Here is a 24,417-nt window from a genome sequence, read left to right on the forward strand (position 1 = left end):
AACAGGCCTCAAACTGTCGAAAAATAAGCTGGATTCACGTTGAAATTTCGTAATGCAGAAAATTGCGCGGCGGTAGCCGCGCAGAGCGATGGACGTTGCTTTTGGAGGGGTGTATTTCCGCAGCCTGTTAGGCAAGGGCTGCTGAAATGAAACCTACCACTGCCGGGCATCAATCGAACCGGCCCGCTTTGAGTGCGGACAAATCCAACCTGCGGGAAGCAACCGACGCGGTCGCGCGCTTCGTCGAGGAACTCCAGGCCGGCTGGGACCACCATGACGCTGACCTGTCGAACCGCCACTTTGCCACGGACATCATATGGGGTAGCCCGTTCGGTGCGTCTGTTGATGGCTACGCGGAGCTGCATCCCATCCATGCCCGTTTGAAGCGATCCGCAAGGGGCGGCAATGCTTCCCGCTTTGAAATCGTCAGTGTCCGCGCGCCGGCTCCCGGCGTGGCCGTCGCACAGGTCCGGCGCGTAGCGCTCGGCTCGGACGGACAAACGATAGAGCCGTCCCACGACCTTACGGCGTCGTTCTCCGAGATGGCACTTTACGTACTGATACGCCGGGACGGCGTCTGGTGGGTCGTGGCAGGGCAGAACACACCCATTCGACCTGCCTGATAGCGCGAGCACGCATGCGGAATTCCCACAAGCCAGTAGCTGCCGGGCTGCGCGGCGCACTCGGAACGCCGACGATCAGCGGCTCGTTGCTCGGGCTCGTGTTCTGGTGGCAGTCGCTGACGCCAACGCTGATTCCACGGTCGTGGGGAACGCAAACCGTGATCGGTGCGATCTGTGCGGCCACCGGCTATGGGATCGGCGCATTGGCCGGCTGTGGGGTGCATCGGCTGCTGGAGCGGTCCGGGCGTTTGCCCGGCAGCGAGACGCGCCGGCGTAGCTGGATCGTTCTGGCGGCCGCCTGGCTCATTGCGCTATTCATCGGCTCGAAGCTATGGCTTGGCTGGCAGAACGAGCAACGCGGTTTCATGGGGATGGCGTCCATCGTCTGGTTGGACGGCGCGCTGATGAGCGTGCTGTCGCCGTTCGCCGCCGTGCTGCTCGTGGTCGTCGGGCGGGTCATGGCCCGCGGGGTCGCCGCGGTGAAGCGGGTCATTCAGGGCCGCGTGGCGTCGATCGTGTCGGTGCCGGCAACAGCACTGCTCGTCATCGTGATTGGCATCGCGCTCGGTCGCGGAGTCGCGCTTCCCGCCCTCGCCGCGGCCGCCAACTTCGTCCACGGGCGGGCGAACGAGGACACGACTGAGGGAATCGCGGCGCCGGAGTCGTCGGCGGTGTCCGGCAGCAGCGGATCGTTCGTCGCATGGGACAGCTTGGGACGCATGGGGCGCGACTTCGCGGCAACAGCCACAAGCAGCAAGCAGCTCGCGATGTTCCATGGAACCGATGCGAGGCTCGTCGATCCGGTGAGGGTTTACGTCGGGGTGCGTTCCGCGGACTCCATCGAGCAGCGCGCGCAGCTCGCGGTCCGCGAACTGGAGCGCGCGGGCGGATTCGACCGGAAACTGCTGGTCGTGTGGGTGCCCACCGGCACGGGCTGGATAGTCCCCAAAGCCGCGACGTCCGTCGAGCAACTGCACCGTGGCGACACGGCGATCGTGGCGATCCAATACTCTTTCCTGCCAAGCCGGCTCGCCATCTTCATGGACGCCGGACTCGCCAACGAGGCGGGTATCGCCCTCTTCAACGCCGTCCGCGCCCGGTGGTCAAAGCTGCCGCCGCAACGGCGGCCGAAGCTTGTCCTGTTCGGCAAGAGCCTCGGCGCCGCGGGGGTGGAGGCGTCTTTCGTGGGGGCCGACGCATCTGCGTCAGTGGCCAACATGGTGGCCCGCACGGATGGCGTGCTGATCGCCGGCGCCAAACAAAGCAACCCTATTCATGCGCAACTGACTCGCGAGCGCGATCCCGGCTCGCCGTTCTGGCAACCGATCTTCAATGGGGGGCGCTCCGTCCGGTTCTTGAACCGTGATCCCAATCAAGTGAAACTGGACGCCAACTGGCCTGCCCCCCGAGTCGTGTACCTTCAGCATCCGGCCGATCCGGCCGTCTTCTGGAGCGTGAAGGCGTTCTGGTGGCCGCCAGAATGGATGGCTCGGCCGCGCGGCTTCGATGTGCCTGACGCCATGCATTGGTTTCCCATCGTCTCGGGTGTGCAGGCGGTGGCCGATCTGATTTTCCAGCTCGACGTGCCGCCGGGTTTTGGTCACAACTACTCGTCGTTGGACTACGTCAGGGGGTGGGCCAGCGTGATGCCTGCCGACGGTTGGACGGACGCCGACACCAGTCGACTGGCCCGCTTCATCGACCAGACCGCTGGCGACGAATCAGAACCGTGAGCGAACCGAACGCGACCAGAGCAGCACAAGACACGCAGCATGCGTCATCGCAAACTTCGAAGCGATGGCTGTCGCCACGTGACTATCGAGCCTTGCCCAGCGGGCGACGAAAACGCTTGAACGTATGACACATTGGGCATTCCGACCGGGCTGACCGGTCGGAAAGCACCGGATGCAAAAAAAAGGCCCACGGAGGAAGTGGGCCTGGGGATACATCAGTTCTCAGGGGTAGTTCGTACATGGGGCCGTCGCGAGCGCGTGGCCTGCAGCCCGCGCAACGCGGGTCCGTGTCTGAACTGACACGGCTCACTCGATCTGCCTGTACCGAGTGTCCCCGCGGACGAGCTGCAACTGTTTCGAAACGATAAGAAACTGTTCGTCACTAATCGTACACTCAAGTTCGCCTATCTCGTACACAGCGACCACCTTGATCTTATTTCCGTTTCGCTCCTCAAAGGTAATCTGATAGACCCCGCGCCACATTGGTTTGCCGTCCTCATATTTGCCAATCTTCTCGGACGCGAGTCGCGCCGCCCTGGTTTTCGTGGCGTCGAAATCCAACGAGAGGATGTCAGTTTTTCTTAGCGCCATCTGGGCCACATAGGCCGGAAACTCGTCGCCGCATGGCGGATATGGTCCGGGTTCCGCCAAACATAGCGCGGGAAGGGATAGCAGCAGGACTGCAAAAGCGTGTTTCATGGATTCAAGGGACCTCACTCAATCTGCTTGAACATTCTGTCGTTCTCGACTCTTGACAGCAAATGCTTCGAAACGACAAAGACCTCTACGGCACTCATCGAGCATTCAAATTCGCCAGCGTCGTTCACAGCAATCACCTTGACCTTGTTTCCGTTTTTTTCGTGGAAGGTGATGTGATAGACCTCACGCCACAACTGTTCGCCATCCTCAGCTTTTCCAATTTTCTCGGACGCCAGTTGCACAGCCTGGGTTTTCGTATAGTCGATGCTGCCAAGCATGCCTGCGCTTTTTAGGCTGTTTTCGGCGATGTTGGTCGGCCACCTGTCGCAGGGCGGGTTAGGTCTGCTTTGCGCCAGGCATAGCGCGGGAAGGGATAGCAGCAGGACTGCAAGAGCGTGTTTCATGGATTCAAAGGACCTCACTCTATCTGCTTGAACACTCTGTCGGTGTCGCGTGATGGCAAATGACCCGAAACAATAAAGACGTCAACCCCACCTATCGAGCATTCAAATTCGCCTGCTCCTTCGTTCACAGCAATCACCTTGACCTTGTTTCCGTTTTTTTCGTGGAAGGTGATGTGATAGACCTCACGCCACATTTGTTCGCCATCCTCATATTTTCCTATTTTTTCGGACGCCAGTTGCACGGCTTCGGTTTTCGTATAGTCGATACTGCCAAGGATGCCAGCGCTTTTTAGTCTTCCTTCTGCGATGTTGGTCGGCCACCTGTCGCATGGCGGGTTCGGTCTGCCTTGCGCCAAGCATAACGCGGGAAGGGATAGCAGCAGGACTGCAAGAGCGTGTTTCATGGATGTTCCACCCTAAGCATTCTGTCGCCACTGTTCAAGATTTGCTCCCGGAATGGCAAGCGCAGAACGATACACACATTTGACGCGTTGCCGGGTTCTCTCATGCTGTCGCCGTGGATCATGAAGCCGTCGCGCCCGCCCAGGCTCGTTCCCGCAACGGGGTTGAGCCGCATCGAATACCGTCCAGTTTTGGGGTGCGGAAACGGTGCCGTAATTTCATACCGGCCAACGGGGATCGGTCCTTTGTCGCGAATGTACTGGCTACTGTGTCTGTCCTTGTGCTCGCCCTTACCGGAATATCCGGTATCTGTGATGTATTCGTCGTCGTGGTACAACTTGTGACTTTCATGCCTGTAAATCCACACCATTGTTTTTTCTCATTTGTTGTACGAACCAACGATTACACCAAATCATCTGGCTGCATGCAATTTTCAGGATAAGCGCCGGTACCGCAGACGACGAATCGGAGCCGTGATCGAGCCGAAGGCGAACAGAGCAGCACAAGACGCGCGGAATGGCGTCATCGCAAAGTTCGAAGCGATGGCTGTCGCCACGTGACTATCGAACCTTGCTAAAAGCCCCGACGTGCACTAAAAAACAGCTACTTACTTCGCATGTCCGATGGCGGCCCGGCCAATGCAATGGGCGTCTTCACCCCAGCGAGCGCGACAGTCCATGAGTCTCCTTGAACTCAGAGGCGTTTCCCGACATTTCGGCGCGATTCAAGCCCTGACCGACGTGACGCTCAGTCTGGAGCCGGGCCAGGTGGTCGGGCTCATGGGCGATAACGGTGCCGGGAAATCGACCCTGGTGAAAGTCGTCGCTGGCAACTTTCCGCCTTCGCACGGCGAGATGCTGATAGATGGAAAGCCCGTGCATTTCAATAAGCCGGTCGATGCCCGCGCGCGCGGTATCGAGGTCGTCTATCAGGATCTCGCACTTTGCGACAACCTGACGGCAGCCGCCAATGTGTTCCTCGGCCGCGAACCGCGGATCGGGTTCGGGCCGATCCGCGTGCTCGATCACGCGACCATGTATCGGCGCGCCGGTGAACTGTTCAAGGCCCTCAAGTCCGAAACGCGCCCGCGCGATCTCGTCCGGCAAATGTCCGGGGGACAGCGGCAGGCCGTGGCCATAGCTCGCACGCGTCTGTCGGAAGCGCGGCTCGTCCTGATGGACGAGCCGACCGCCTCGATCAGTGTGCGCCAGGTCGCCGAGGTGCTCGATCTGATCAAACGCCTGTCCGAACACGGTATTGCGGTCATCCTGATCAGCCACCGCATGCCTGACGTATTCGCCGTCGCTCACCGCGTGGTCGTCATGCGGCGCGGGCGCAAGGTCGCCGACAAGAGCACCGAACAGTCCTCCCCGGAAGAAGTGACCGGTCTCATCACGGGAGCCATCGCCGCCGCGTGAACTTGCCTCGCACGGGAGACCCACCATTGAACGACGCGCCGCGAAGGCCCCCCTCCAATGCCGCCATTGCTCGATGATCCACAGTCCGCGAGGACGCATACCCGCTGGTCGGGGCTGCTCGCGAGCCAGGTGTTCTGGGTCGTGCTGGCAACGATCATCGCCTGCGTCGCGCTGTCTTTTGCGACCTCGACCTTCGCGACCTCCGAGAATCTGTTCAACGTCACGCGAAACTTCGCCTTCGTCGCCATCGTCGCGCTCGGCATGATGGCGGTGATCGTCACGGGCGGCATCGACATTTCGGTCGGCTCGACGATCGGCATCAGCGGCATCGTGCTTTCGGTCGTCATGAACGCGGGCTACCCTATCTGGGCCGGTATCGGCATGGGGCTCCTGACTTCCGGGCTCGTCGGCCTCGTCAACGGCGTGCTGATCGCGTATCTCGGCATGCAGCCTTTCGTCGTGACGCTCGCCATGCTCAGCGTCGGCCGCAGCCTCGCGCTCGTGATTTCCCGCAGCCGGACCATTTTCGAGTTCGGCCCCGACGGGAGCAAGCTCCTTGCTCTCGGCGGCGGCGCGACGCTCGGCGTCGCCAATCCAGTCTGGTTCCTGATCCTGCTCGGGCTGCTGTTCTGGTTCGCGTTCGGCTGGACCCGCTGGGGCCGCTACGTCTTCGCGATCGGCGGCAACCGCCATGCGGCGAATCTGACCGGCGTGCCTGTGCGCCGCATCGTCTGCTCCGTCTATGTGCTCTGCGGGCTCATGGCGGGCGTCGCGGCGATCCTCGAAGTCGGCTGGCTAGGCGCGGTGACGACAGGCCTCGGCACCGGCGACGAACTGCGCGTGATCGCTGCCACCGTGGTCGGCGGGACCAATCTGGCCGGCGGGGTCGGCAGCGCCTTCGGAACGATCGTCGGCGCGGCGCTCATCGAAGTGATCCGCAACAGCCTGATCCTGCTCGGCGTCGACGCGTTCTGGCAGGGGACCGTCGTCGGCAGCTTCATCATCGTCGCGGTGCTTTTCAACCGGCTCGGCGGCGAGCGGCAAGGAGATTGAAACGTCTTCGGATGCGCCGGCCGCTTCGCGGCAGGGCAGATATGGGCGCCGGGAAGCCGGTGCCGAACAGGAGGGAACGATGAAGAAACTGTGGATGTGGATTGCCGTGGCCGGGGGCTTCGCGATGCTGGCGTCTCCGGGCTTCGCGGCCGACAAGACCCTCGCGCTGGTGGTGAAGGGTCTCGACAACCCGTACTTCGATCTCATGCATCAAGGATGCGAACGGGCCAACAAGGAACTCAGCAAGCAAGGCTATAACTGCTACTACACCGGCCCCGCGACCGCCGCGGATGAGAGCGCGCAAGTGCAGATCATCGACGACCTGCTGACCAAGGGCGTCGCGAGCATGGCGATCTCGCCCGCGAACGCGCCGGCCGTGGCGGAGGTATTGCGCCGCCGCGGCGGATCGGTCCCGGTCATCACCGCGGATGCCGACTTGCTGCCCAAGGATGCCTCGCTGCGCAAGAGCTACGTCGGCACCGACAACTACGAACTGGGCGCCAAGCTCGGCGAGCAGTTGAAGATGCTGATGCCGAAGGGCGGCAATGTCTGCCTCGTGATGGGCAATCCGGCGGCGGAGAACATCAACCAGCGAGCCCAGGGCGCGCGCGACGTGCTGTCCGGCAAGAAAGGCATCGCGAAGCTTGCTGGCGAGAACGGCTGGCATGAGATCAGTGGCTGTCCGCTCTACGTGAACGACGACGCCGCCAAGGCGAACCAGATGATGCAGGACACGCTGACCGCCAACCCTACCGGTCTCGACGCCTTTCTGTTCGCGGGTGGCTGGCCGCTCTTTGCGCCGCAGGCTTTTTCGCAGGTTGTCGCGCCGATCATGGACAAGATCAAGAACGGCAAGTTCGTGATCGTCTCGGCGGATACGCTCGGGCCCGAACTGCAAGCGCTCAAGGACCGCAAGGTGAATGTGCTCGTCGGCCAGCGGCCCGAGGAAATGGGCTACCGTGCCGCGATGGTCATGCGTGACCTCGCGCAAGGGAAGTCGGTGCCGCCGGTCATTCACACCGGGCTCGACGTCTGCACGTGGAAGAACGCCGACACCTGCCTGAAGCATTGAAGCCCAGACGACCCACGTTATGACGATGACGTGGGAACCGCATTTTAAAAATCCCTTTCGCGAATATCACGGTTTCTTTACAAAACCTGTGCAATTCGCGTGATCTTCAATATTCGCCGATTTTATTTTGTCTAATAAATACGTGGTTTAACAATAATTAATCCCGATAGAACAATTCAATGCTTCGCCAACGTTTGCGCATTGGACGCAGGGGTTAACCAAGGCTCCAGTTCGTCAGCTTCGCCGCCGTAAACGCATATGCAGCGTGCATCAGTTTGCAGGGGGCGCGGGCGCATACCGTTGTGTGACTCGGACATCACGCGCGATTGCCCGCATTTGCGTGTCTCGCCGTTGAAAATGGAAGCGAAAGATGATTCTGAATAAACTGTCTGTGAAGGCAAAGCTCACGGTGGCTTTCGGGGCATTGGCCTTTATCGTGCTGATCGTCTCGGGACTATCGCTGTGGGAGCTGAACGACGCGAACGACCGTTTTTCCGGCTATATCAGTGGTATCGACGCGCGAGCCAAAGCGGCTGAAGCTGTTCGCAATGCTGTTGATGATCGCGCCATGGCGGTGCGCAATCTGGTGCTGGTTACCACTGCTGCCGACGTTGAGCTTGAAAAGGCTGCTGTCGAGGAAAGCGAACGCAAGGTGGAGACCCGACTGGAAAAGTTTAACGCGATGGTGGCTGGCGCTTCCGACATGAGCGACAAGGCACGGAGTCTCGCGGCCGAACTTCCGCGAATCGAAGCGCTTTACCGTCCCGTGGCGCTGGAAATCGACAAGCTGGCCGTCAACAATCAACGCGACGCAGCGATTGCGGAGATCGACACCCGCTGCAGGCCATTGCTTTCGGCCTTCATCAAGGCGTCCAACGAATATCAGGGCTTTACCCGTGAACGTGCGGCACGGATGGTCCAACAATCAACGGATCAATTTGCGAGCCAACGGAACCTGCTGATTGCGATCTGTGTGGCCGCGGTCGCGATGGCGGTCGTGGCTGGCGTCGTCATCACGCGGGACCTGCTGCGCGCGCTGGGCGCCGAGCCGGCGGCACTGGGCGAAGTGACTCAGCGCGTGGCCGGCGGCGATTTGAGTCCGGTGCCGGGGGCGAAGAATGCGCGGGCCGGAAGTGTGCTTGCCTCGATGGGCGAGATGCAGGCCAGCCTCGTTCGCCTGATCGGTCAGGTCCGTACTTCCGCCGACAGCATCGCCACCGGTTCAAGCCAGATCGCGTCGGGCAATGTGGATCTTTCGTCGCGCACGGAACAGCAGGCCGCATCGCTGCAGGAAACCGCCGCAAGCATGGAAGAGCTGACCGCTACCGTGAAGCAGAACGCCGAGAACGCACAGCAGGCGAGCTCGCTGTCGGCCAACGCATCCGAAGTGGCGGGGCGAGGCAATCAGGTCGTTGGCAAAGTGGTCGACACGATGGGCGAGATCAGCACGAGTTCCAGCAGGATTGCGGATATCACCGGGATCATCGAAGGGATCGCGTTCCAGACCAACATCCTCGCACTGAATGCGGCGGTGGAGGCTGCCCGTGCAGGCGAGCAGGGGCGCGGGTTCGCGGTGGTCGCGAGTGAAGTGCGCAGCCTCGCCCAGCGGTCGTCCAGTGCCGCGAAGGAGATCAAGGATCTGATCAACGCGTCCGTTCAGAAGATCCGGGATGGGTCGTCGCTTGCCAATGAGGCGGGAAAGACGATGGCCGAGGTCACTCAGGCAGTGACACGGGTGACCGACATCATGGGGGAAATCGCGGCCGCGTCGACCGAGCAGAGTCGCGGGATCGAGCAGGTCAATCAGGCGATCACGCAAATGGACGAAGTGACGCAGCAGAATGCCGCGCTGGTGGAGGAAGCGGCGGCCGCGTCGAAATCGCTCGAGGATCAGGGCCGGCAGCTGAACCAGGCGGTTTCGTTCTTTCGTCTGGATTCCCAGCCCGCCGCCCATGCAACGGGCGGATCTACTGCCCCGGCAAACGTCCTGGTATCCCGGGTGCGGACCGCGCCGCCAGCACGCCGGAATATGCTGCTCGACCGGTGAACACACTGACGCGATCTTCTCCCTGGCCAGCACCTTTTTGAAAATCAAAAAAGCCCGAAGGCCAGGCGATATCGCACACGGCTCATATATTTGCGGTAGGTGTCGTCTTTCGCTAACAAGCGTTCTTCCTGCATGATCCGTCCGATTTGCAGCGTCCACTGTATGAAAATCACGAGGACGTTCCAATGGCCAAAGTTTGCAAGCAGAAAGCCTGCATCGGTGACGAAATAGCCAAGGTACATCGGATGGCGGACGACGCGGTAGGGGCCGATGACGATCACTCCGCGATTGGCCGGCAACAGGCCAAATGAACGCCGAAGGGAGCACTTTGCGTAGACCTGGATGACGACGCCCAATAGTTGTATCGCCACGGCATAAAATTCCGGTACCAGCCGGATGCCTGGCTCGGTCCGGATCGCCAGATAATAGAAGGTGCCGAAAAGGGTGATCGCCAGGCTGACCGGATTCCAGTCGCGCTCGCGCGGCACGCGCGAGACGATCGCTAAACCCACGGTCAGCACGCCCGACAACGCGAAGAATATCAGCGTGATACGAGACGGATCCATCAGATACTGGCGGGCCGTCGAGACCACGAATAGGGAAAGCACCACAGCGGTAAGGGTTCGCACGACGATTTCTGTCGCGAGTTGCATGCGCGTCAATCGAGTTCGTTCCGCTGGGCGTGAAGGCGCTTGTGCACCGGCTGTGAAGCTGCTGGAATCGGCCGGCCGAGTTGCCAGAGCTGAGCTATCCAATTTCATTAGTGAGTCCCCCGAATAATGACTGTGCAATGGGTACGCCGCGTTCGCCGCGCGTCCTGCTGTCGTTGGTTTCAAGGCCTGAAGGCCGAATCTCTTGTAGCGCCGCCATGAGTTCCAGGCGAATGCCACCGGACGATGCCGGATCTCAGCTGCCCGAGCCGGACAGCGCCGGCAACAACGCACGATAGATCTGGATACATGCGGGACCGATCAGCACCGTAAGTAGCGCAGGAAAAATGCAGAAAATCAGCGGGAACATCAGCTTCAGCGCGATCTTCGCGGCGCGTTCCTCGGCGAGCATCTTGCGACGCGTGCGCAGCGTGTCGGACATGACCCGCAGCGACGCGCCGATGCTGGTGCCGAAGCGTTCCGCCTGAATCAGCATCGATGCGAACATATTGATGTCCTCGACACCGGTGCGCAGTGCGAGGTTGCGAAGCGCTTTTTCTTTTGAGAAGCCGGAGCGCATTTCAAGCAACATCAATTGCAGTTCGCTTGCCACCGCCGGGCTGCCGATCCCGATCTCGTCGGCGACGCGCATCAGCGCGGCGTCAATGCTCAGGCCCGCTTCGACGCACACCGTCAGCAAGTCGAGCGCATCCGGAAAGCCCTCGAAGATCGCGCGCTGACGCAGTGCCCGGCAGTGCGTTAGCACGACATTCGGCGTGTAATAGCCGATTGCTCCAAGCAGTGTCAGGAGCATCCACAGCACCGGCTGGTTGTCCACGAGCGTTGAGCCCAACAGCCACAGTGTCCCGAGCCCGAGTAGCGGCAGCAGCAGCGCGAGAATCGTCTTCGCCGTGAAATAGAGCGAAGCGGATGTCGGCGTGCGCCAGCCGGCGTTCATCAGACGCAGCCGTAACGGGGAGTCTTCCCAGCCCTCTTTCGGGATGGAGAGCCGCGAAATCGGACGTGAGATGTCCGCAATTTTTTCGGCCCACGCGACGCCAGTCGGCGAGGACGGTTCCACCGGCACGGACACGCCGCCCGCCTGCTCGATGCGGCGTTGCATGTCGCGCGGCGCCAGCCAGAAGATGAGGCCGGCGACTGCGCCGGATACCGCCACAAACAGGCTGCCTAACAGCAGCACGTGGGTGGAATTGAGGGTTTCCATCAGAGTTCTCCAGGTCTTTTTATGCGCGGTGGCCTGCCGTCACACACGGATGTTCACGATGCGCCGCATCCACATCACGCCGAATACCATCGAGGCAAGGATCACCTGGGTGACCTTCAATCCGGCCGGGTCCTGCCACAGCATCGCAAGAAACTTGGGGTTCATCGCCTGCATTACGCCGCCGGCGACGAACGGCAACAGCCCGAGAATCCACGCGGACAGACGCCCCTCCGCAGACAGCACGCGCACCTTGTCTGCCAGGTGCAGGCGCGCGCGAACCAGCGACGCAATGCTGTCCAGTATCTCGGCCAGGTTGCCGCCGGTTTCCCGCTGAATCAGCACCGCGATCACGAAATAGCGCAGATCGGGCACAGGGACGCGTGTGGCAAGATTCATCAGGGCTTCATTCAGCGCGACGCCGTAGTTGATCTCATCGAACACGATGCGAAATTCGCTGGCCATCGGCTCTGCAAACTCGCTGCCTAGCATGCCGATCGAGGTCGGGAAAGAATGCCCCGCGCGCAATGCCCGACTGATCATGTCGGCGGCGTCGGGCAACTGCTTCTCGAGCACGCGCAGGCGCTCGCGGCGCTTGTGCAGGACCCGCAGCGTCGGGAAAGCGAACGCGGCGAGGCCGGCCAGCATGATCATCGGCATCGGCACTGGGATCGGCGCGAAACTCGCAGCCCCCGCCACGATCGCGACGGCGAGCACGCTGTGCCCGGCGAGGCGTCCCACAGTGAGGCTCAACCCGGACTGCAGAATGATCCGGTCGAGCATCTGCACGCGCGGCACGTGCATCATCAGTGCGTCGAGTTGCTTTGACTCGCTGAGCATGTGCTGCTTCAGGATCGTCAGACGCTCTCCCTGCACTTGCGCGCCCGCCGACAGTGCCTGAATGCGCTGCTCGAGGCGGCGCGCGGCAGGACCGTGGCGGCCGTTCCACCATTGGTACAGGCCAGCGGTACCCAATACCACGGCGACGAACAGCAACACGACGAAGGCGTAGAAGATCGGATTCATGGATGTCTCCCAAAACAGAAGGTCAGCGCCGCCACCGTCCGGCGCGCCCGTTACGCGGTCTCGAAGTGTCGCGCTGGATCGTAAATCTGGTCGCGTAGCGTGATGCCGAACGCCTGCAACCGGTCCGCAAACCTGGGCCGCACGCCGGTCGCGCAAAAGTAGCCGCGTACCGCACCGCTCTGATCGACACCGGTTCGCTTGAACGTGAAGATCTCCTGCATGTTGACGGTATCGCCTTCCATGCCCGTCAGTTCCTGGATGCTGATGATTTTTCGGCGCCCGTCGGCCAGCCGGGCCGTCTGGACGACTACCGAGATCGCCGACGATATCTGCTGGCGCAGGTTCTTCGGCGGCACTGCGAGTCCGGCGAGGCTGATCATGTTTTCGAGGCGGGTCAGCGCGTCGCGCGGCGTGTTCGCGTGAATCGTCGCGAGCGATCCTTCGTGGCCGGTGTTCATCGCATTGAGCATGTCGAGTGCTTCCGCGCCGCGCACTTCCCCGAGGATGATGCGATCGGGGCGCATCCGCAGCGCGTTGCGAACGAGCGTGCGTTGGGTGATCTCGCCTCGTCCTTCGACGTTCGGCGGCCGCGTTTCCAGGCGCAGGACATGTCGCTGACGCAACTGAAGCTCGGCCGCATCCTCGATCGTCACGATGCGCTCGTCCTCCGGGATGAAGCCCGACAGGATGTTCAGCAGCGTGGTCTTGCCGCTGCCGGTCCCGCCCGATACGAGGGTGTTTATTTTTGCGCGCGACAGAGCGTCGAGCAGCTCGGCCATCGGCGGCGAAAGGCTTTGCGATGCGACCAGATCCGATACCTGCAGCGGGCTGACGGCGAAGCGCCGGATCGACACCAGTGGCCCGTCGATGGCCGATGGCGGGATGATCGCGTTGACCCGCGAGCCGTCGGGCAGGCGCGCGTCGACCATCGGGCTCGACTCGTCGATGCGGCGTCCGACTCGCGAGACGATCTTCTCGATGACCTTCATCAGGTGCGCGTCGTCGTAGAAGGTCACGTCGGTCAGTTCGAGTCGGCCACGGCGTTCGACGTAGGTCGTGTGGTGTGTGTTGACGAGTATGTCGGAGACGGTGGGGTCGCGCAGCAGCGCCTCGAGCGGGCCGAAGCCGAACATTTCGTCATGGATGTCGATCGCGAGCTGCTTGCGCTCCAGATCGTTGACCGGCGTCTTCTCCTCCTCGAGGATGCGCGTGATCAGCGCGTTGACCTCCTGACGGACCTGTTCGGCGGGCAAGCGCGACAGCCGTTCCAGTTCCACGCGATCGAGCACGATTCCGTGGACCCGTTGCTTCAGTTTCTGATATGCGACGCGCGCCAGACCGGGCGATGCCCCGTCGCCGGAATGGCGCGCTGGCAGCGCATGGATCATGCTGAACGATAGTTGTTCGCGTAATGACATGAAGCTCTCCTCGTCGAAGCGTTACGAGATCTTGGGCTGCCGCGGTGCGACGGAGCGCCTGAACAAATTCCCAAAAAGCGGTTCATTGCGCTTGTCGGCGGGCGCGACGCCCGAGGACTCGGTGGCGATGTTTTGCGCGAGCGTTTGCAGGCTCCGTGCGAGCGGGCTTTTGGGAGCCATCTTCAACACCGGCTCTCCCTGATTGACCGCCTCATATGCCACCTGTGGATCATCGGGAATCATGTGCGATGGCCGCTTGCCCAGCACCTGTTCGAGTGCACTCCTGGCGCGCTCGTCGCCGCGGCGGTGCCGGTTGAGCAGCACCCGGAGCCGGTCAGGCGGGTAAGCAAGCGACACGAGGATTTCCTGCAGGCGCAGCGCGGCCCGCACGTACGGCATGCTTGCCTGAAGCACCATATGCACCTGGGCGCTGCGGTCGAGCGCGACGATCGATAACGCATTGATGCTCTGGCCCAGATCGAACAGCACGACGTCGTAGCGTGGCGCTGCGACGCCGAGAATCCACTCGAGTTTTTCCTCGCGAATCTCGTGCGCCTTGAGCGGATCACCCGCGCCCGCGAGGACGTGAAAGCCGGGGCTCACGTGCGTGAGGGATTGATCGAGAAACGCGGCATCCATCCGGTCGATCTGCGCGCACATCTGTGGCAGCGTCGATGGCGGCGACTGGTCGCTGACAAGGAACGCCGCATCGCCGAACGACTGGTTCAGGTCGACCAGTAGCACCCGCTTGTCGTGCAATGCGGAGATCGCATAGCCGGCGTTTGCTGCGATGAAGCTGGTACCTGCGCCGCCTTTGCAAGAAATGAACGACGCGATATGCGTTTGGTGCCGTTGGTGTGCGGCATGCTGCGCATTCGCGCGCTTGAGCGCGTCGTCGAGGGCGCGCGGCTCCAGCGGCCAGTTGAGGACGTCGCGAATGCCTGCCCGCATCGCCGCGATCAGTGCGTCCGGCGACGCTTCGGACAACAACAGTATGCAGATCAGGCGCGCATAGCGGTGAACCAGTGTGTCCACGGCCGCCAGTTCGGCCCGTTCGAGCGACGGCGCGTCGATGATCAGCACATCGAAAGCGTCGAGGCTGTCGCCGCGCTCCAGCAACGTCGACGGCGCACCGTGCGTTCGTGTGGTGGTGTAGCTGCCGAAGTCCGAGACAAGGCGAACGATCTCGGACATCCGGGCAGCGTGTTCCGAACTGATGAGGATATTGAGCATGATGTGGTCACCAGGTGGACGCTTTAGTTGCACGTGGTGCCGCCGCTCGAGCTGGTCAGGCTCTCGCGCGGCAAGGTAGTGGTGAATGGCGGCATCGTCAGACTCTGCGGCACGAACGGAATGATGGTTTGCACAGTGACGCCAGTAATGCTGACCGTGACCGTGTTGCATGAGTTACGTGCCGTGGAGACGTCCGCGTCGCACCCGGCCGGCAAATAAGACACGTCCACGTTCGCGTTATTCAGCAACGGCAGCAGTGCTTGCATTCGCGTTTTGATCACGGCCGCGTTGGCATCGCATACCACGGCAGTGCGTGCTCCCAGCCGGACTGCCTCGCTCGCGGTGTTCCAGTCGAAGAGCACGCGGGAGAACTCGCAGATACCGATGAGCAGCATGCACAACATGCCTGAGACCAGTGCGAATTCGACTGCGGTTGCGCCGCGCTGGCCGCGCAGCGAAGTACCTCGCAATGTCGGTGTTTTCATGACACTTGCCTCATCACCGTCAGGATGTCGTTGAACGTCGTCGCGGTAGGGTTGAAAACCGGCAGGAGCGGCGCATAGGGAAAGCCCGTGATTTTCACTTCGACGAGGTTGATCGTGCCGACAGGCGTACCGGAGTTCACGCCGTTGTTCGAGTCGTACGTCGCGACGTTTGCGAACTGAGATGGATCCGACGGGCCTGTGCAAGGAGAAGCGCTGTCGCAGACCACCACGAGACTCGTCGTCAGACCCGGCACCAGGGACGACCCGGTGCAGCCCGTGTTTCCGTAAACCGCGAGACACAGCGCTTCGCTCTTATACGTTGGATAAGAGGTGTCGGACGGCAAGTATTCCGACAGGTAGCGGGCGGCGTTGCGCGTCGACTTCGTGAGTGCCTCATATTGGTAAATGGCGCGTCCGAATTCGGACACACCGGCGACGAGCAGCACGAGCGGGATCAGCACGAGCGCGAATTCGACGGCGGCGACGCCGCGCATGCGTTTCGGAGAAACAGGACGCCTTTTCATGACTGCTCCTATTGCACTAGCACCGGCACTTGCGGGCCGACCGCATTGACGTCGCCGGGCACGCCCTGGGTTGCGCAGGGGCTGCCGGGGTCAGTCGACCGGCCCCGGTATTCGAGGTGCACCGGGCCTGCACCGCCACCTTTTTCCATCGGGTCGAGCATCAGCACGCAGACCCAATCGAGGACGCTTGCCTGTTTCGCAGTGAGATACTGTGTGCAGTCCACCTCGGGAGCGAGCGCGAGCCTGCGGTCAGCCCCGCTGTAGTAATTGCTCTGCGTGGCGGTGCCGCCGGTGTTGAGCCCGGACTTCGGTGGTGACGGAGTGCCGTCACCCTGGTACGACGTGAATGTCGCTCGTTTGGCGACGAAATCCGGATAGGCGTTCTTTTGCGCTGTGAAAGTGGTCAACGTATAAGCGTAACCGGTGAAATCAGGCACACCATCGGATGGGCCCTTGTACTTGCCGCCATAGATCCCGAAGCGCGTGTTCCATGCGAATGTATCGCTGACCTTGTTGCCCGGTGAGCCGAGCAGCGCACCGGCGGCCGGCAGCGTGCATTGGTTGCCCGTTAATTGTGAGGCGATCGAGCTGGCCGATTTATCTGAGTTGAGGCTGGCCCAGCCGAAGCTGCCAGCGCCATAGGTGGGCGGCGAGCCCGCTTTCGAAGTGATCCAGTCACCGATGTTGTAAGCCGCCCCCGCTACCGGCGGTGATGTTTCGGTACCCGGCTTGCAGATGAAGACAGGAAGCGCACAAGTCGTTTGCGCCGCGCCGACGGTGGCGACCGCGCGCGCGGAAACGTCCTGCGCCAGGGCCACGTTCACACCTGGCAGTACATTGAGCACCTGGATGAACCAATTGGCGATACCAGTGCTCGCCGCCGTGCACTGCACATACTTGATGTTGGCCGACGTCGCCGCGTTAATCGCAGATCTGGGCTGGAAGGCGTTGCTGAGCGAAGTGCTGAACGTCACGTTGGTGTCGGTCAGGCTCTGCACCGCGCTTCCCTGAAAGTACGCATAGTTCAGATGCGCCGCCGTGATGCCGTCAGCCTCCGGAATTCTCAAGTCGATTGCCCCGGTCAAGTCCCGCGCAGCTGACAGCGCGCACGCGTCCGCACTATTCTGCAATTCGCTCTTGGTCACATACAGCTTGCCGAGGTCGAGCGCCAGGCCGACGAAGCCGATCAGCACCACCAGCGACAGCGCGACGATGATCGACACCATGCCGCGCTCGCGATGACCCGCGCCGCGGCTCCCCGCACGTTGTATTTGGCGATCCATGATGCCCTCGGCTCGAAGTGTCTACTGGCCGCTTGACGGGGCGGTGAGCATGCCCCCGCCACTGTTTCCGTTGCTGCCCACGCCAATCACGAACGCGTTGCTGTTCTGCGGGGCTTGCTGGATCGACTTGTTGTAGTTCGACATCGCCGCAACTGCGGCCTTGCCGTCGAGCCCGTCGACGGACGGATTATGGGTCGCCGCGTCGGGATCGATGATCTGCGCCTGCGTTACGGTCCGCACGGCCTGGCCGAAGTGGCTGTCCCAGACGGGCGTCGACGACAGGCAACCGCTCAGTGCGGCACAGGCCGGTGCGATCAGTGCTGCCCAGCGCAAGAAGAGAATGTGGCGGGTGGTCATGATGTTCTCCTGGGGAGACTTCAGTTCTGTGCGGAAGCGGACGACGCTCCCGGCTTGTTGTTCTGCTGCCGTTCGTGTACCGCAATCTGCGCGGCGGCCGCCTCGATGCGTGCGGCACGCGCGGCAGGTTCGTCTGCCAGCGAGGCCGGCGCACTGGCCTGCGGTTCCTGCAGCGGTGCCGTCACTGTCGGCTGGATCGGCACTGGCTGGGCGATGACTTGCGGGTCGGAAAGGGCAGCTGATTTCCTCGGCGCCGGTGCAGGTTCGCGCGATGGCGCAAGCGCCGGAGCCGGTGCCGCGGCCGGAGCCTGCGGAGCGGGTGCAGGCGCAGCGGGCGTTTGCGTAGCTGGGACAGGCGCTGCATTGTGCGATGGGCCGCGACCTTCCATGTTCCCCGTCGCATAGACGTCCGCTTCGTTGGGTGTGGTGAAGCTGTCGGTCGGAAGCGGGATATTCGAGGCGGTTTGCAACGGCCTGACGAGGTGCGGCGTAATGATGAACACGAGCTCGGTCCGGTCCTGCTGGAACGACGTGCTTCTGAACAACGCCCCGAGCACGGGCACTTCGCCGACGCCGGGTATCGCCTTCAGTGCGCCGGTGGCGTTGTTCTTGATCAGGCCGCCGATCGCGAAGCTCTCGCCGTCGTTCATCTGGACCGTGGTCGATGCCCGGCGAGTCGTGATCAGCGGCAGAATCGCGACGCCGCTGACATTGGTCGCGCTGACTGTGACGCCGGTAGGGGACAACTCGGAGACCTCAGGCGCGACCCGCAGATTGATGCGCCCGCCTGCGAGCACGGTCGGTGTGAATTTCAGGCCGACACCGAATTCTTCTTCCTGCAGGGTGATTGTCGACCCGCCGGTACCGTTGTTGCTCTGCGGCACCGGAATGAAGACCTTGCCGCCCGCGAGAAACGTCGCTTCCTGGCCACTCAGCGTGACAAGATTCGGTTCGGCGAGGATCTTCACCAGGTTGTCGCCGTTTTGCGCATCGAGCGCGATGTTGAACGGCCGGTTGTTCGCCTTGTTGACGGCGACGAGGCTTGAAACCCCGGCGAGCAGGCTACTCACCAGCGCGCCGCTCCACGAGCCGAAGCCACCCTGGATGTTCAGGGCCGAGCCCATCTGGTTGAGCAAGGTCTTCGAGACTTCGGCGACCTTGACCTCCAGCATCACCTGTTGTGGCGAGTCGACGCTCATCATGTTCAACACGCCAGGGGGTTTGCCGTTGCCGTTGACAGCGGCGTTGCCGTTGCCGTTGCCGTTGCCGTTGGCTTGCGCTGCGCTGCGCGCGTAAGCCCTGGCGATCTCCATTGCCTGTTCCGCCGCCTGTGCACTGGAAACACGACCGGCCAGGACCAGGTTGTCGGCGGCAGTGCCGACACGGATGTTCGGCTCTGCCGGCAACAGTTCGGACAATGATGTCCGCAGGCCGCCTGAATCGGCACTCACGACGACATTGATCACTTCGCACGCACCGCTCTTGCCTTGCACGATCATGTTGGTGGTGCCGACAGTGAGTCCGACCAGATAGAGCGTTTGCGGCGACACCATGGTCGCCTGTGCAATCTGCGGATTACCGAGCGTGCGATTGCGCACCGCTTCGGCGGTGTGAATCAGCGTCGACTTGCCGACCGGCACCACCGTGGTGTTTTCTTCCGATTGCGTGCGTGTACACGCCGGGCCGCGCGCGGAGGCGCTCTGCATCCCGCCGGATTGCTGGGCCGGATTGGAATTCATGGTGATGGTCATTTGCATCGGGCCACGGCCCTGCGGCAGCGGCATTGTGCCGAGTTTGCCGAGCATGCCGTTCTCGACGGCTTCCTGTGCGAGCACGCCTTGAGTGCCCAACAGCGACGCGCATACAGACGTGGTCAGCAGGACGGTACGCAGTGCGCCGCTCCTCGTCGCATTTGACTGATTCGTTTTCATTTTGTGATTCCCCCGTAGCTTGATGCGAGTGAGCCGACTTGTGTACTGGACGCCGTCGCGGTGAATGACCTACGGCGCGGCCGTCTCTCGCATCACATGGTCGCGTTGCGTGGCTAAAAGCATTCCTGGCTGCCTTGCGTACCTGACAGCACGCCGATGCAGTCGCGTCTGGCAGTGGAACGGGCGATGTATTTCACGCGTGTCGGGGCTGCCGGGGCCGCGGGCGCCGGAGGCGGAACGGCGGCAGGCTTGCCCAGCAGCGTCACCTTGGTTGCACCGCCAGTCGGCAGCGCGCGATTGTCGATCTGGTTGCGCAGCACTAGCGACAGGCTGCCGACGCTGCGCGCCAGGTCGAGCTTCTCAGCCTGCTCGGGCGTAACTTCGAGCGTCACTGCATTGACGACCTTTGGCTGCGTGTCGTCGCGGTTCACCTGCTGGGCGACCGCGAGCACCAGGATCTTTTCGAGGACGATCTTCGAGATGCTTTGTTGTTGGTCGCCGCTCCTGGCCTCAGGCTCCTGCGTGTTGACGATCACGTCGACATAGTTGCCCGGCAGCGCGAAGCCCGCGACTCCGACCACGTCGTTCACGCGCACTGTGATCGCCCGCTTGCCTTCTCCGATCACCGCCGACAGCCCGCCCTTCGTGCCCTGCGGTGCGAGCTTCGACTCGATGACTGGCTCGCCGGGTTCGAGGCTCGTGCGTACCACACGGCCTTCCAGCGCCTTCGCGTCCTTGAATGTGCCCGGCGGGATGCTTCCGGTTGGCCAGTTCACCATGCGAACCAGGGTCGGGGTCAGCGGCTGGCCGAGGCTCACTTCGGCGGCGGCCACGGCCACCGGCGTGACAGCCGAAGAGGACGTTTGCAACAGCCATCGTGACGCGAATCCCACGGAGGCGATGCCGGCCAGCAGGGCGATCCCCAACATCGTAAAAACCCGGCTATTTCTCATGGCGATGCTCCTTCGATTGCTCTAGTGGCGGTTGGGAAAATCCAGGCCGCGATGGTTGGCATACCTGATCGGGATGCCGTGTAATAACGGAACCGCTGCCGAAGTAGCTGCGCCATGCGCGCGCCAGTCCATGCTGGGTGACAATGCGGGCGTCACTGTGATAGAGCGCGAACGACCGAAGCACGGCAAGCAGGTCATTGGGATAGCAGGCGAGAAACGGTGTCCCGGTCGGCAAGTGAAGCTCGTGCAGCAGGTAATCGAACGCACCCGCATCGGCTTCGAGTTGCAGCGACGCGCATTTTGCGTCGAACACGCGGCGATAGTCGTCGACGCAAAGCGCTCCTACGTGGAGCTTGGAGCCGAGCCTGCGCATGAATGCGTCGTCATTGAACTCGGCGGGCGTCAGGTTGCTCGAGAACACCGGCCACACGTCGAATGGCGCGAGAAAAAGGGCGCCGGACCGCAGCGTGAACTGATCTACGCCACGATCGAGCGGCATCAGCCAGCGGTTCAGGAGGTCGGCCGGCGCGACGCGCTGACGGCCCAGGTCGTCGATGACGTACAGACCCATCGTGGCCTTCATATGCGGCGGCGCCTGGTAGGTGCCGCCGTTCGGGTTGTATTGAAGGTCGAGCATCTCGAGTGTCAGCTCGCCGCCGGACGTCACCACCGGGCGCTTGCAGGCGCGCCAGCGCCGGTCCGTCAAGTCGGGGGAGGGCTCGCCATGCGCGTCGTGATGGACGAGCGGGTCATGCAACAGAATGATCTCCCCGCCGACATGAATGGCGTAAGGGACCGGCACTGCGCCAGTCAATAGCCTGCCCAGACATTCGGCGAGGAAGGTCTTGCCACTGCCGGCCGGACCGTAGAGCATCAGCGGGCGGCCTGCGTTCAGTGCGGCCGCCGCTGAGTCGAGCAAGGACGCATCGACGACGATGCCGGCGAATGCAGCACGCACATCAGGCTGCGTGATGCGGATCCGTCGCACCGAATACGCGCGAACCACTTCCATGTAGCTGTCGAGCGAGACCGGCGCGGGACCGCAATAGGCGCAGCGGGCCGCTTCGGCCGCGGCGAGCGTGCGCCCGGCATCAGTCAGGCGCAGATGAACGTCGAAGTCGGTCGCACCGCGCGACGCGATCTCGACCAGGTGTTCGCGCACCAGGAAGCCAATCGTCTCGTCGAGTACTGTGGCCGTCAGGCAGTGCCGCCTGATCAGATCGCCGACCGACGATTTGCCGTTGAGCAAGGTCGACTTGAGCACCAACTGCGAGACCAGCATCGGGGGCAGCCCAGTGTCCGCCACGCAGCGCGGTGCGCGCAGCGCGACGGCAGGCTGTTGTGCGTGGGGAGCGCCCTCTGTGTGGGCTTCATGCAGATGCCTGATGCTCGCGGCGCAGCCCGCCTCTGTATTGTGCTCGTACATGCGTTGCTCCCCGGCGAGTGGCACCGCCTACGGCGTCGCCACTCGGAATGTGATCGGTGTAGTCGGATCGTCGTCCGGTTATTCTCAGATTTCCAGCTGTGCCGCCGTACCCACCAGCACGGCGATGGTTCCCGCCGCTATCGCGACGCCGTACGGCATCGTTCCCATCGACTCGGCCGGAGCGGGATTGACACTGCGCGACGTTGGATGGATGAGGACGAACATCGTGGCGCTGAACAGTTTGCTCACCTGGCCACGTCGCGCCGCCAGCGCCAGCGCCCACACGCCACCGATCACGCATGTCGCCAGCGCGACGTAAAACACCAGTGGCGGACCGATCCACGCGCCGACCATCGCGAGCAGCTTCACGTCGCCCGCGGCCATCCCGCGCAGCAAATAGAGCGGCAGAAAGAGGCCAAGTCCGACGAGTGCACCGGTGAGCCACGCGAGGGCGCCTGCCGGGAATTCGTGCAGCCAGCACTGCGTGAAGAGTGCGCCGACCAGACCAACCGCGACCAGGATGTTCGGAATGCGCCGGCACTGGAGATCAGTGCTTGCAGCAGCCACCACCAGCGCGATCACGCACGGCGCGATCGGTGGCGGCGCATAGAGCGTAGTGAACATGACAAGGCCTCGTCGGTGTGGACAGCGCGTGGTGGAAGCGGTGGTGCGACGGACGATTCGACAGATTCGATTCGTCCGTCGGCACCTCTTTCAGGCGGCGGGGAGGGCGTTGCTGATCTTGGTGAACGCCGCTTCGACCTGTGTGCCGAGGGTGGTCACAGTCACAACGATTACCGCTGCAATCAGGGCAACCATCATTCCGTATTCGACGGCCGTAGCGCCTTCTTCGTCACGGATGAATTGCTTGGTGATGTTGACGATCGATTTCATGATTGAATCTCCGTTTGGCCTACTAACGTAAAAAACATCGGATAACTACGGTTGATACAACGTACTACGGGTACTGCAAGAAATATGACCCGTCCGGCGCATTGAAAGACAGGCGCACACGAGCCTGAAGCGGCTCGGCGGACAAGTGTCAGGGCTGGCTTTGGAGAGTCCGGCGACTACGTGCCGGGTCCGTCAGCGACGTATCGCGTCTGGCTGCGATATGGGGCGCCGGAAAGGGGATTCGATGTGCGTGGCACATCGCGATTCTGGTCGAACAAACTTTGAGGGCAACATGCTTGTGTTCCTCGTCTTTTCTTTTCCAGCCGACTTGCTTTTCTCGCCGTTCGCCGTGCGCCTGAGCGCCGGTTACGTGTCAAGGAAAGCCCCCGTAAGCATTGGCGTTGTCTGGGCGCGACTGAAACTACCGTTGCTGCTTCGCGCTCGCCGCCATGCTGTCGACTTGCATGCGTAGTGTTCGCAAGATGTGGACCAAGCGGGTCAAATGTGACGAAACACCGGGTTTTGGCCGATTGGGCCGCTGTTGGACGGAGAAATTTGCCAGCGGGATGGAGAAATCGGTCGAGAATGTTGCATCTCTGGAACGTCAGGTTTCGTCTCGTCTCACAGATTCGCAGAAGAGCGAAGAGTGAGATGAGGCATGGGTATTACCTCCTCGGGAAACGCTTCAACCGTGGTAATTGCCTTGAAGGGTGTTCATGCGCTAGCACCGCGGGTAGATGAAGCATGTCTTCGCATCCGCGGAAAAATCAGGGATTACCCAAATGGAATCATGCGAGTATTCGGCTGACTGTCGGCTTTTTTTCGGAAATCGACATGTCGGGAAAACGTTGCAGCGCTGTTACATCGGGTTGTTAGTCGCGTCGTCCGCGGAGCTGGCAAGCGGACGTTTCAAAATGGCTTTGACATGGGAGCGTTGCTTCGACTCGCGCGAACGGTGAGCCTTTGCGGGGGCCACTGGGGAGGCTTGGCGCCCAGGAAGGTCACGACACCAGACTTGACCTGCCGGCATATCATCGATCCGCACCCCGCCGACGGACGCGCCGATGGAGACGTTATGAACGGTGTCCGCACTGTCACTCACCATCGCCCGCAAGGCGTCCCGGAATCACTGATTTCGACTGTCAAGCAAGGAGTATGGAATGAACAGCATCGCACTGGCCTGCACCGGTGTCCTCGGTTTGCTTCTGTTCGTACTTGGACTCACCATCACGGTCGAGCGCTTTCGCGTCGGGCTGCTGAGCGGCTACGCGCCTGAACCGGACCGGCTGCTAACCAAACTGGTTCGCGCTCACGGCAATACCGCCGAGTACGCGCCGTTCTTTGCGGTGCTATTTCTGTATCTCGGCTCTCAGAATCCGCCTCACTGGCAGCTCTGGTGCATGGCAGGTGCAACGGCCTGCCGCTTGCTCCTGGTGGTTTCGCTACTTGCCTGGCCCACCATGTCGAAGCCCAATCCGGCCCGTGCTATCGGGGCGTCGGGAACCTACGCGTTCGGGGTGGCCCTCTGTATCGCATTGCTCGTTGGCCGTTAGCCCTCCGGCCG

General features: G+C 62.1%; 25 protein-coding genes. 7 read left to right on the forward strand and 18 right to left on the reverse strand.

Annotation, left to right across the window (positions count from 1 at the left end; all coding sequences use genetic code 11):
* Positions 1 to 146 precede the first annotated feature (146 nt).
* Positions 147 to 623 (forward strand): SgcJ/EcaC family oxidoreductase, encoded by a 477-nt coding sequence (locus F6X42_RS09840; protein WP_187634029.1) that lies wholly within the window; start codon positions 147 to 149, stop codon positions 621 to 623.
* A gap of 14 nt (positions 624 to 637) precedes the next feature.
* Positions 638 to 2,356, forward strand: coding sequence for an alpha/beta-hydrolase family protein (locus F6X42_RS09845; protein ID WP_187634030.1), 1,719 nt, complete (start codon positions 638 to 640; stop codon positions 2,354 to 2,356).
* 306 nt (positions 2,357 to 2,662) lie between these two features.
* Here the strand turns inward: F6X42_RS09845 and F6X42_RS09850 are convergent, their stop codons facing one another.
* Genes F6X42_RS09850 through F6X42_RS09865 form a run of 4 tightly spaced genes read right to left on the reverse strand, consistent with a single transcriptional unit; the run spans position 2,663 to position 4,198 of the window.
* Complete coding sequence (locus tag F6X42_RS09850) at positions 2,663 to 3,055, reverse strand: hypothetical protein (RefSeq protein WP_187634031.1); 393 nt, start codon at positions 3,053 to 3,055, stop codon at positions 2,663 to 2,665.
* 14 nt (positions 3,056 to 3,069) lie between these two features.
* Positions 3,070 to 3,459 carry a hypothetical protein gene (locus F6X42_RS09855; protein WP_187634032.1) on the reverse strand — a complete coding sequence of 130 codons (390 nt, stop codon included), beginning with the start codon at positions 3,457 to 3,459 and terminating at the stop codon, positions 3,070 to 3,072.
* Positions 3,460 to 3,473: 14 nt separating this feature from the next.
* Positions 3,474 to 3,863 carry a hypothetical protein gene (locus tag F6X42_RS09860; RefSeq protein WP_187634033.1) on the reverse strand — a complete coding sequence of 130 codons (390 nt, stop codon included), beginning with the start codon at positions 3,861 to 3,863 and terminating at the stop codon, positions 3,474 to 3,476.
* Positions 3,860 to 4,198: a tlde1 domain-containing protein gene (locus F6X42_RS09865; RefSeq protein ID WP_246530033.1), complete on the reverse strand. Its 339-nt coding sequence runs from the start codon at positions 4,196 to 4,198 to the stop codon at positions 3,860 to 3,862. Before F6X42_RS09865 ends, F6X42_RS09860 begins: the two co-directional genes overlap by 4 nt.
* A 340-nt stretch (positions 4,199 to 4,538) precedes the next feature.
* Here F6X42_RS09865 and F6X42_RS09870 point away from each other — a divergent pair, with 340 nt between their 5' ends.
* The 4 genes from F6X42_RS09870 to F6X42_RS09885 all read left to right on the forward strand — a co-directional run bounded on the left by F6X42_RS09870 (position 4,539) and on the right by F6X42_RS09885 (position 9,451).
* Entirely contained in the window at positions 4,539 to 5,279 is a 741-nt protein-coding gene (locus F6X42_RS09870; RefSeq protein ID WP_187634035.1) for an ATP-binding cassette domain-containing protein, read from the forward strand.
* Between the two features lie 57 nt (positions 5,280 to 5,336).
* Positions 5,337 to 6,332 carry an ABC transporter permease gene (locus tag F6X42_RS09875; protein WP_187634036.1) on the forward strand — a complete coding sequence of 332 codons (996 nt, stop codon included), beginning with the start codon at positions 5,337 to 5,339 and terminating at the stop codon, positions 6,330 to 6,332.
* A gap of 79 nt (positions 6,333 to 6,411) precedes the next feature.
* Positions 6,412 to 7,404: a sugar-binding protein gene (locus F6X42_RS09880; protein WP_187634037.1), complete on the forward strand. Its 993-nt coding sequence runs from the start codon at positions 6,412 to 6,414 to the stop codon at positions 7,402 to 7,404.
* Between the two features lie 370 nt (positions 7,405 to 7,774).
* A complete protein-coding gene (locus tag F6X42_RS09885) occupies positions 7,775 to 9,451 on the forward strand; it encodes a methyl-accepting chemotaxis protein (RefSeq protein WP_187634038.1) in 1,677 nt (558 codons plus the stop codon).
* A gap of 44 nt (positions 9,452 to 9,495) precedes the next feature.
* Here F6X42_RS09885 and F6X42_RS09890 read toward each other — a convergent pair whose 3' ends face one another.
* The 14 genes from F6X42_RS09890 to F6X42_RS09955 all read right to left on the reverse strand — a co-directional run bounded on the left by F6X42_RS09890 (position 9,496) and on the right by F6X42_RS09955 (position 22,853).
* Positions 9,496 to 10,104 carry a methyltransferase family protein gene (locus F6X42_RS09890; RefSeq protein WP_187634039.1) on the reverse strand — a complete coding sequence of 203 codons (609 nt, stop codon included), beginning with the start codon at positions 10,102 to 10,104 and terminating at the stop codon, positions 9,496 to 9,498.
* Between the two features lie 253 nt (positions 10,105 to 10,357).
* A complete protein-coding gene (locus tag F6X42_RS09895) occupies positions 10,358 to 11,326 on the reverse strand; it encodes a type II secretion system F family protein (RefSeq protein WP_187634040.1) in 969 nt (322 codons plus the stop codon).
* Positions 11,327 to 11,365: 39 nt separating this feature from the next.
* A complete protein-coding gene (locus F6X42_RS09900; protein ID WP_187634041.1) occupies positions 11,366 to 12,349 on the reverse strand; it encodes a type II secretion system F family protein in 984 nt (327 codons plus the stop codon).
* A gap of 50 nt (positions 12,350 to 12,399) precedes the next feature.
* Positions 12,400 to 13,767: a TadA family conjugal transfer-associated ATPase gene (locus tag F6X42_RS09905; RefSeq protein ID WP_187634042.1), complete on the reverse strand. Its 1,368-nt coding sequence runs from the start codon at positions 13,765 to 13,767 to the stop codon at positions 12,400 to 12,402.
* 21 nt (positions 13,768 to 13,788) lie between these two features.
* Positions 13,789 to 15,000 (reverse strand): CpaE/TadZ family protein, encoded by a 1,212-nt coding sequence (locus F6X42_RS09910; RefSeq protein ID WP_187634043.1) that lies wholly within the window; start codon positions 14,998 to 15,000, stop codon positions 13,789 to 13,791.
* Positions 15,001 to 15,023: 23 nt separating this feature from the next.
* The gene (locus tag F6X42_RS09915) at positions 15,024 to 15,485 is read right to left on the reverse strand and encodes a TadE/TadG family type IV pilus assembly protein (RefSeq protein ID WP_187634044.1); all 462 of its coding nucleotides are present in this window, start codon (positions 15,483 to 15,485) and stop codon (positions 15,024 to 15,026) included.
* The gene (locus F6X42_RS09920) at positions 15,482 to 16,009 is read right to left on the reverse strand and encodes a TadE/TadG family type IV pilus assembly protein (protein ID WP_187634045.1); all 528 of its coding nucleotides are present in this window, start codon (positions 16,007 to 16,009) and stop codon (positions 15,482 to 15,484) included. The genes F6X42_RS09915 and F6X42_RS09920 overlap by 4 nt, the downstream gene beginning before the upstream one ends.
* An 8-nt stretch (positions 16,010 to 16,017) precedes the next feature.
* The gene (locus F6X42_RS09925) at positions 16,018 to 17,292 is read right to left on the reverse strand and encodes a TadE/TadG family type IV pilus assembly protein (protein ID WP_187634046.1); all 1,275 of its coding nucleotides are present in this window, start codon (positions 17,290 to 17,292) and stop codon (positions 16,018 to 16,020) included.
* A gap of 21 nt (positions 17,293 to 17,313) precedes the next feature.
* On the reverse strand, positions 17,314 to 17,649 hold the full coding sequence (locus F6X42_RS09930; RefSeq protein WP_187634047.1) for a hypothetical protein: 336 nt from the start codon (positions 17,647 to 17,649) through the stop codon (positions 17,314 to 17,316).
* 20 nt (positions 17,650 to 17,669) lie between these two features.
* Positions 17,670 to 19,580, reverse strand: coding sequence for a type II and III secretion system protein family protein (locus tag F6X42_RS09935; protein WP_187634048.1), 1,911 nt, complete (start codon positions 19,578 to 19,580; stop codon positions 17,670 to 17,672).
* Positions 19,581 to 19,693: 113 nt separating this feature from the next.
* Positions 19,694 to 20,533 carry a Flp pilus assembly protein CpaB gene (gene cpaB / locus F6X42_RS09940; RefSeq protein WP_187634049.1) on the reverse strand — a complete coding sequence of 280 codons (840 nt, stop codon included), beginning with the start codon at positions 20,531 to 20,533 and terminating at the stop codon, positions 19,694 to 19,696.
* Positions 20,523 to 21,959, reverse strand: a complete 1,437-nt coding sequence (locus F6X42_RS09945; RefSeq protein ID WP_246530034.1) for a DUF8689 domain-containing protein — start codon at positions 21,957 to 21,959, stop codon at positions 20,523 to 20,525. Before F6X42_RS09945 ends, cpaB begins: the two co-directional genes overlap by 11 nt.
* Positions 21,960 to 22,043: 84 nt before the next feature.
* Entirely contained in the window at positions 22,044 to 22,583 is a 540-nt protein-coding gene (locus F6X42_RS09950) for an A24 family peptidase (RefSeq protein ID WP_187634050.1), read from the reverse strand.
* Between the two features lie 90 nt (positions 22,584 to 22,673).
* A complete protein-coding gene (locus F6X42_RS09955; protein WP_187634051.1) occupies positions 22,674 to 22,853 on the reverse strand; it encodes a Flp family type IVb pilin in 180 nt (59 codons plus the stop codon).
* 1,160 nt (positions 22,854 to 24,013) lie between these two features.
* Here F6X42_RS09955 and F6X42_RS09960 point away from each other — a divergent pair.
* Positions 24,014 to 24,406, forward strand: coding sequence for an MAPEG family protein (locus F6X42_RS09960; protein WP_187634052.1), 393 nt, complete (start codon positions 24,014 to 24,016; stop codon positions 24,404 to 24,406).
* The last annotated feature ends 11 nt before the right edge of the window (positions 24,407 to 24,417 follow it).

This window comes from Paraburkholderia podalyriae (assembly GCF_014397785.1).
In the GTDB taxonomy this organism is placed as follows: domain Bacteria; phylum Pseudomonadota; class Gammaproteobacteria; order Burkholderiales; family Burkholderiaceae; genus Paraburkholderia; species Paraburkholderia podalyriae.

What these genes read in the sequence shown, in the direction of transcription:
- F6X42_RS09840 (WP_187634029.1), top strand. Translation starts at nt 147, where the DNA reads ATGAAACCTACCACTGCCGGGCATCAATCGAACCGGCCCGCTTTGAGT.
- F6X42_RS09845 (WP_187634030.1), top strand. Translation starts at nt 638, where the DNA reads ATGCGGAATTCCCACAAGCCAGTAGCTGCCGGGCTGCGCGGCGCACTC.
- F6X42_RS09850 (WP_187634031.1), bottom strand. Translation starts at nt 3,055, where the DNA reads ATGAAACACGCTTTTGCAGTCCTGCTGCTATCCCTTCCCGCGCTATGT.
- F6X42_RS09855 (WP_187634032.1), bottom strand. Translation starts at nt 3,459, where the DNA reads ATGAAACACGCTCTTGCAGTCCTGCTGCTATCCCTTCCCGCGCTATGC.
- F6X42_RS09860 (WP_187634033.1), bottom strand. Translation starts at nt 3,863, where the DNA reads ATGAAACACGCTCTTGCAGTCCTGCTGCTATCCCTTCCCGCGTTATGC.
- F6X42_RS09870 (WP_187634035.1), top strand. Translation starts at nt 4,539, where the DNA reads ATGAGTCTCCTTGAACTCAGAGGCGTTTCCCGACATTTCGGCGCGATT.
- F6X42_RS09875 (WP_187634036.1), top strand. Translation starts at nt 5,337, where the DNA reads ATGCCGCCATTGCTCGATGATCCACAGTCCGCGAGGACGCATACCCGC.
- F6X42_RS09880 (WP_187634037.1), top strand. Translation starts at nt 6,412, where the DNA reads ATGAAGAAACTGTGGATGTGGATTGCCGTGGCCGGGGGCTTCGCGATG.
- F6X42_RS09885 (WP_187634038.1), top strand. Translation starts at nt 7,775, where the DNA reads ATGATTCTGAATAAACTGTCTGTGAAGGCAAAGCTCACGGTGGCTTTC.
- F6X42_RS09890 (WP_187634039.1), bottom strand. Translation starts at nt 10,104, where the DNA reads ATGCAACTCGCGACAGAAATCGTCGTGCGAACCCTTACCGCTGTGGTG.
- F6X42_RS09895 (WP_187634040.1), bottom strand. Translation starts at nt 11,326, where the DNA reads ATGGAAACCCTCAATTCCACCCACGTGCTGCTGTTAGGCAGCCTGTTT.
- F6X42_RS09900 (WP_187634041.1), bottom strand. Translation starts at nt 12,349, where the DNA reads ATGAATCCGATCTTCTACGCCTTCGTCGTGTTGCTGTTCGTCGCCGTG.
- F6X42_RS09905 (WP_187634042.1), bottom strand. Translation starts at nt 13,767, where the DNA reads ATGTCATTACGCGAACAACTATCGTTCAGCATGATCCATGCGCTGCCA.
- F6X42_RS09910 (WP_187634043.1), bottom strand. Translation starts at nt 15,000, where the DNA reads ATGCTCAATATCCTCATCAGTTCGGAACACGCTGCCCGGATGTCCGAG.
- F6X42_RS09915 (WP_187634044.1), bottom strand. Translation starts at nt 15,485, where the DNA reads ATGAAAACACCGACATTGCGAGGTACTTCGCTGCGCGGCCAGCGCGGC.
- F6X42_RS09920 (WP_187634045.1), bottom strand. Translation starts at nt 16,009, where the DNA reads ATGAAAAGGCGTCCTGTTTCTCCGAAACGCATGCGCGGCGTCGCCGCC.
- F6X42_RS09925 (WP_187634046.1), bottom strand. Translation starts at nt 17,292, where the DNA reads ATGGATCGCCAAATACAACGTGCGGGGAGCCGCGGCGCGGGTCATCGC.
- F6X42_RS09930 (WP_187634047.1), bottom strand. Translation starts at nt 17,649, where the DNA reads ATGACCACCCGCCACATTCTCTTCTTGCGCTGGGCAGCACTGATCGCA.
- F6X42_RS09935 (WP_187634048.1), bottom strand. Translation starts at nt 19,580, where the DNA reads ATGAAAACGAATCAGTCAAATGCGACGAGGAGCGGCGCACTGCGTACC.
- cpaB (WP_187634049.1), bottom strand. Translation starts at nt 20,533, where the DNA reads ATGAGAAATAGCCGGGTTTTTACGATGTTGGGGATCGCCCTGCTGGCC.
- F6X42_RS09945 (WP_246530034.1), bottom strand. Translation starts at nt 21,959, where the DNA reads ATGTACGAGCACAATACAGAGGCGGGCTGCGCCGCGAGCATCAGGCAT.
- F6X42_RS09950 (WP_187634050.1), bottom strand. Translation starts at nt 22,583, where the DNA reads ATGTTCACTACGCTCTATGCGCCGCCACCGATCGCGCCGTGCGTGATC.
- F6X42_RS09955 (WP_187634051.1), bottom strand. Translation starts at nt 22,853, where the DNA reads ATGAAATCGATCGTCAACATCACCAAGCAATTCATCCGTGACGAAGAA.
- F6X42_RS09960 (WP_187634052.1), top strand. Translation starts at nt 24,014, where the DNA reads ATGAACAGCATCGCACTGGCCTGCACCGGTGTCCTCGGTTTGCTTCTG.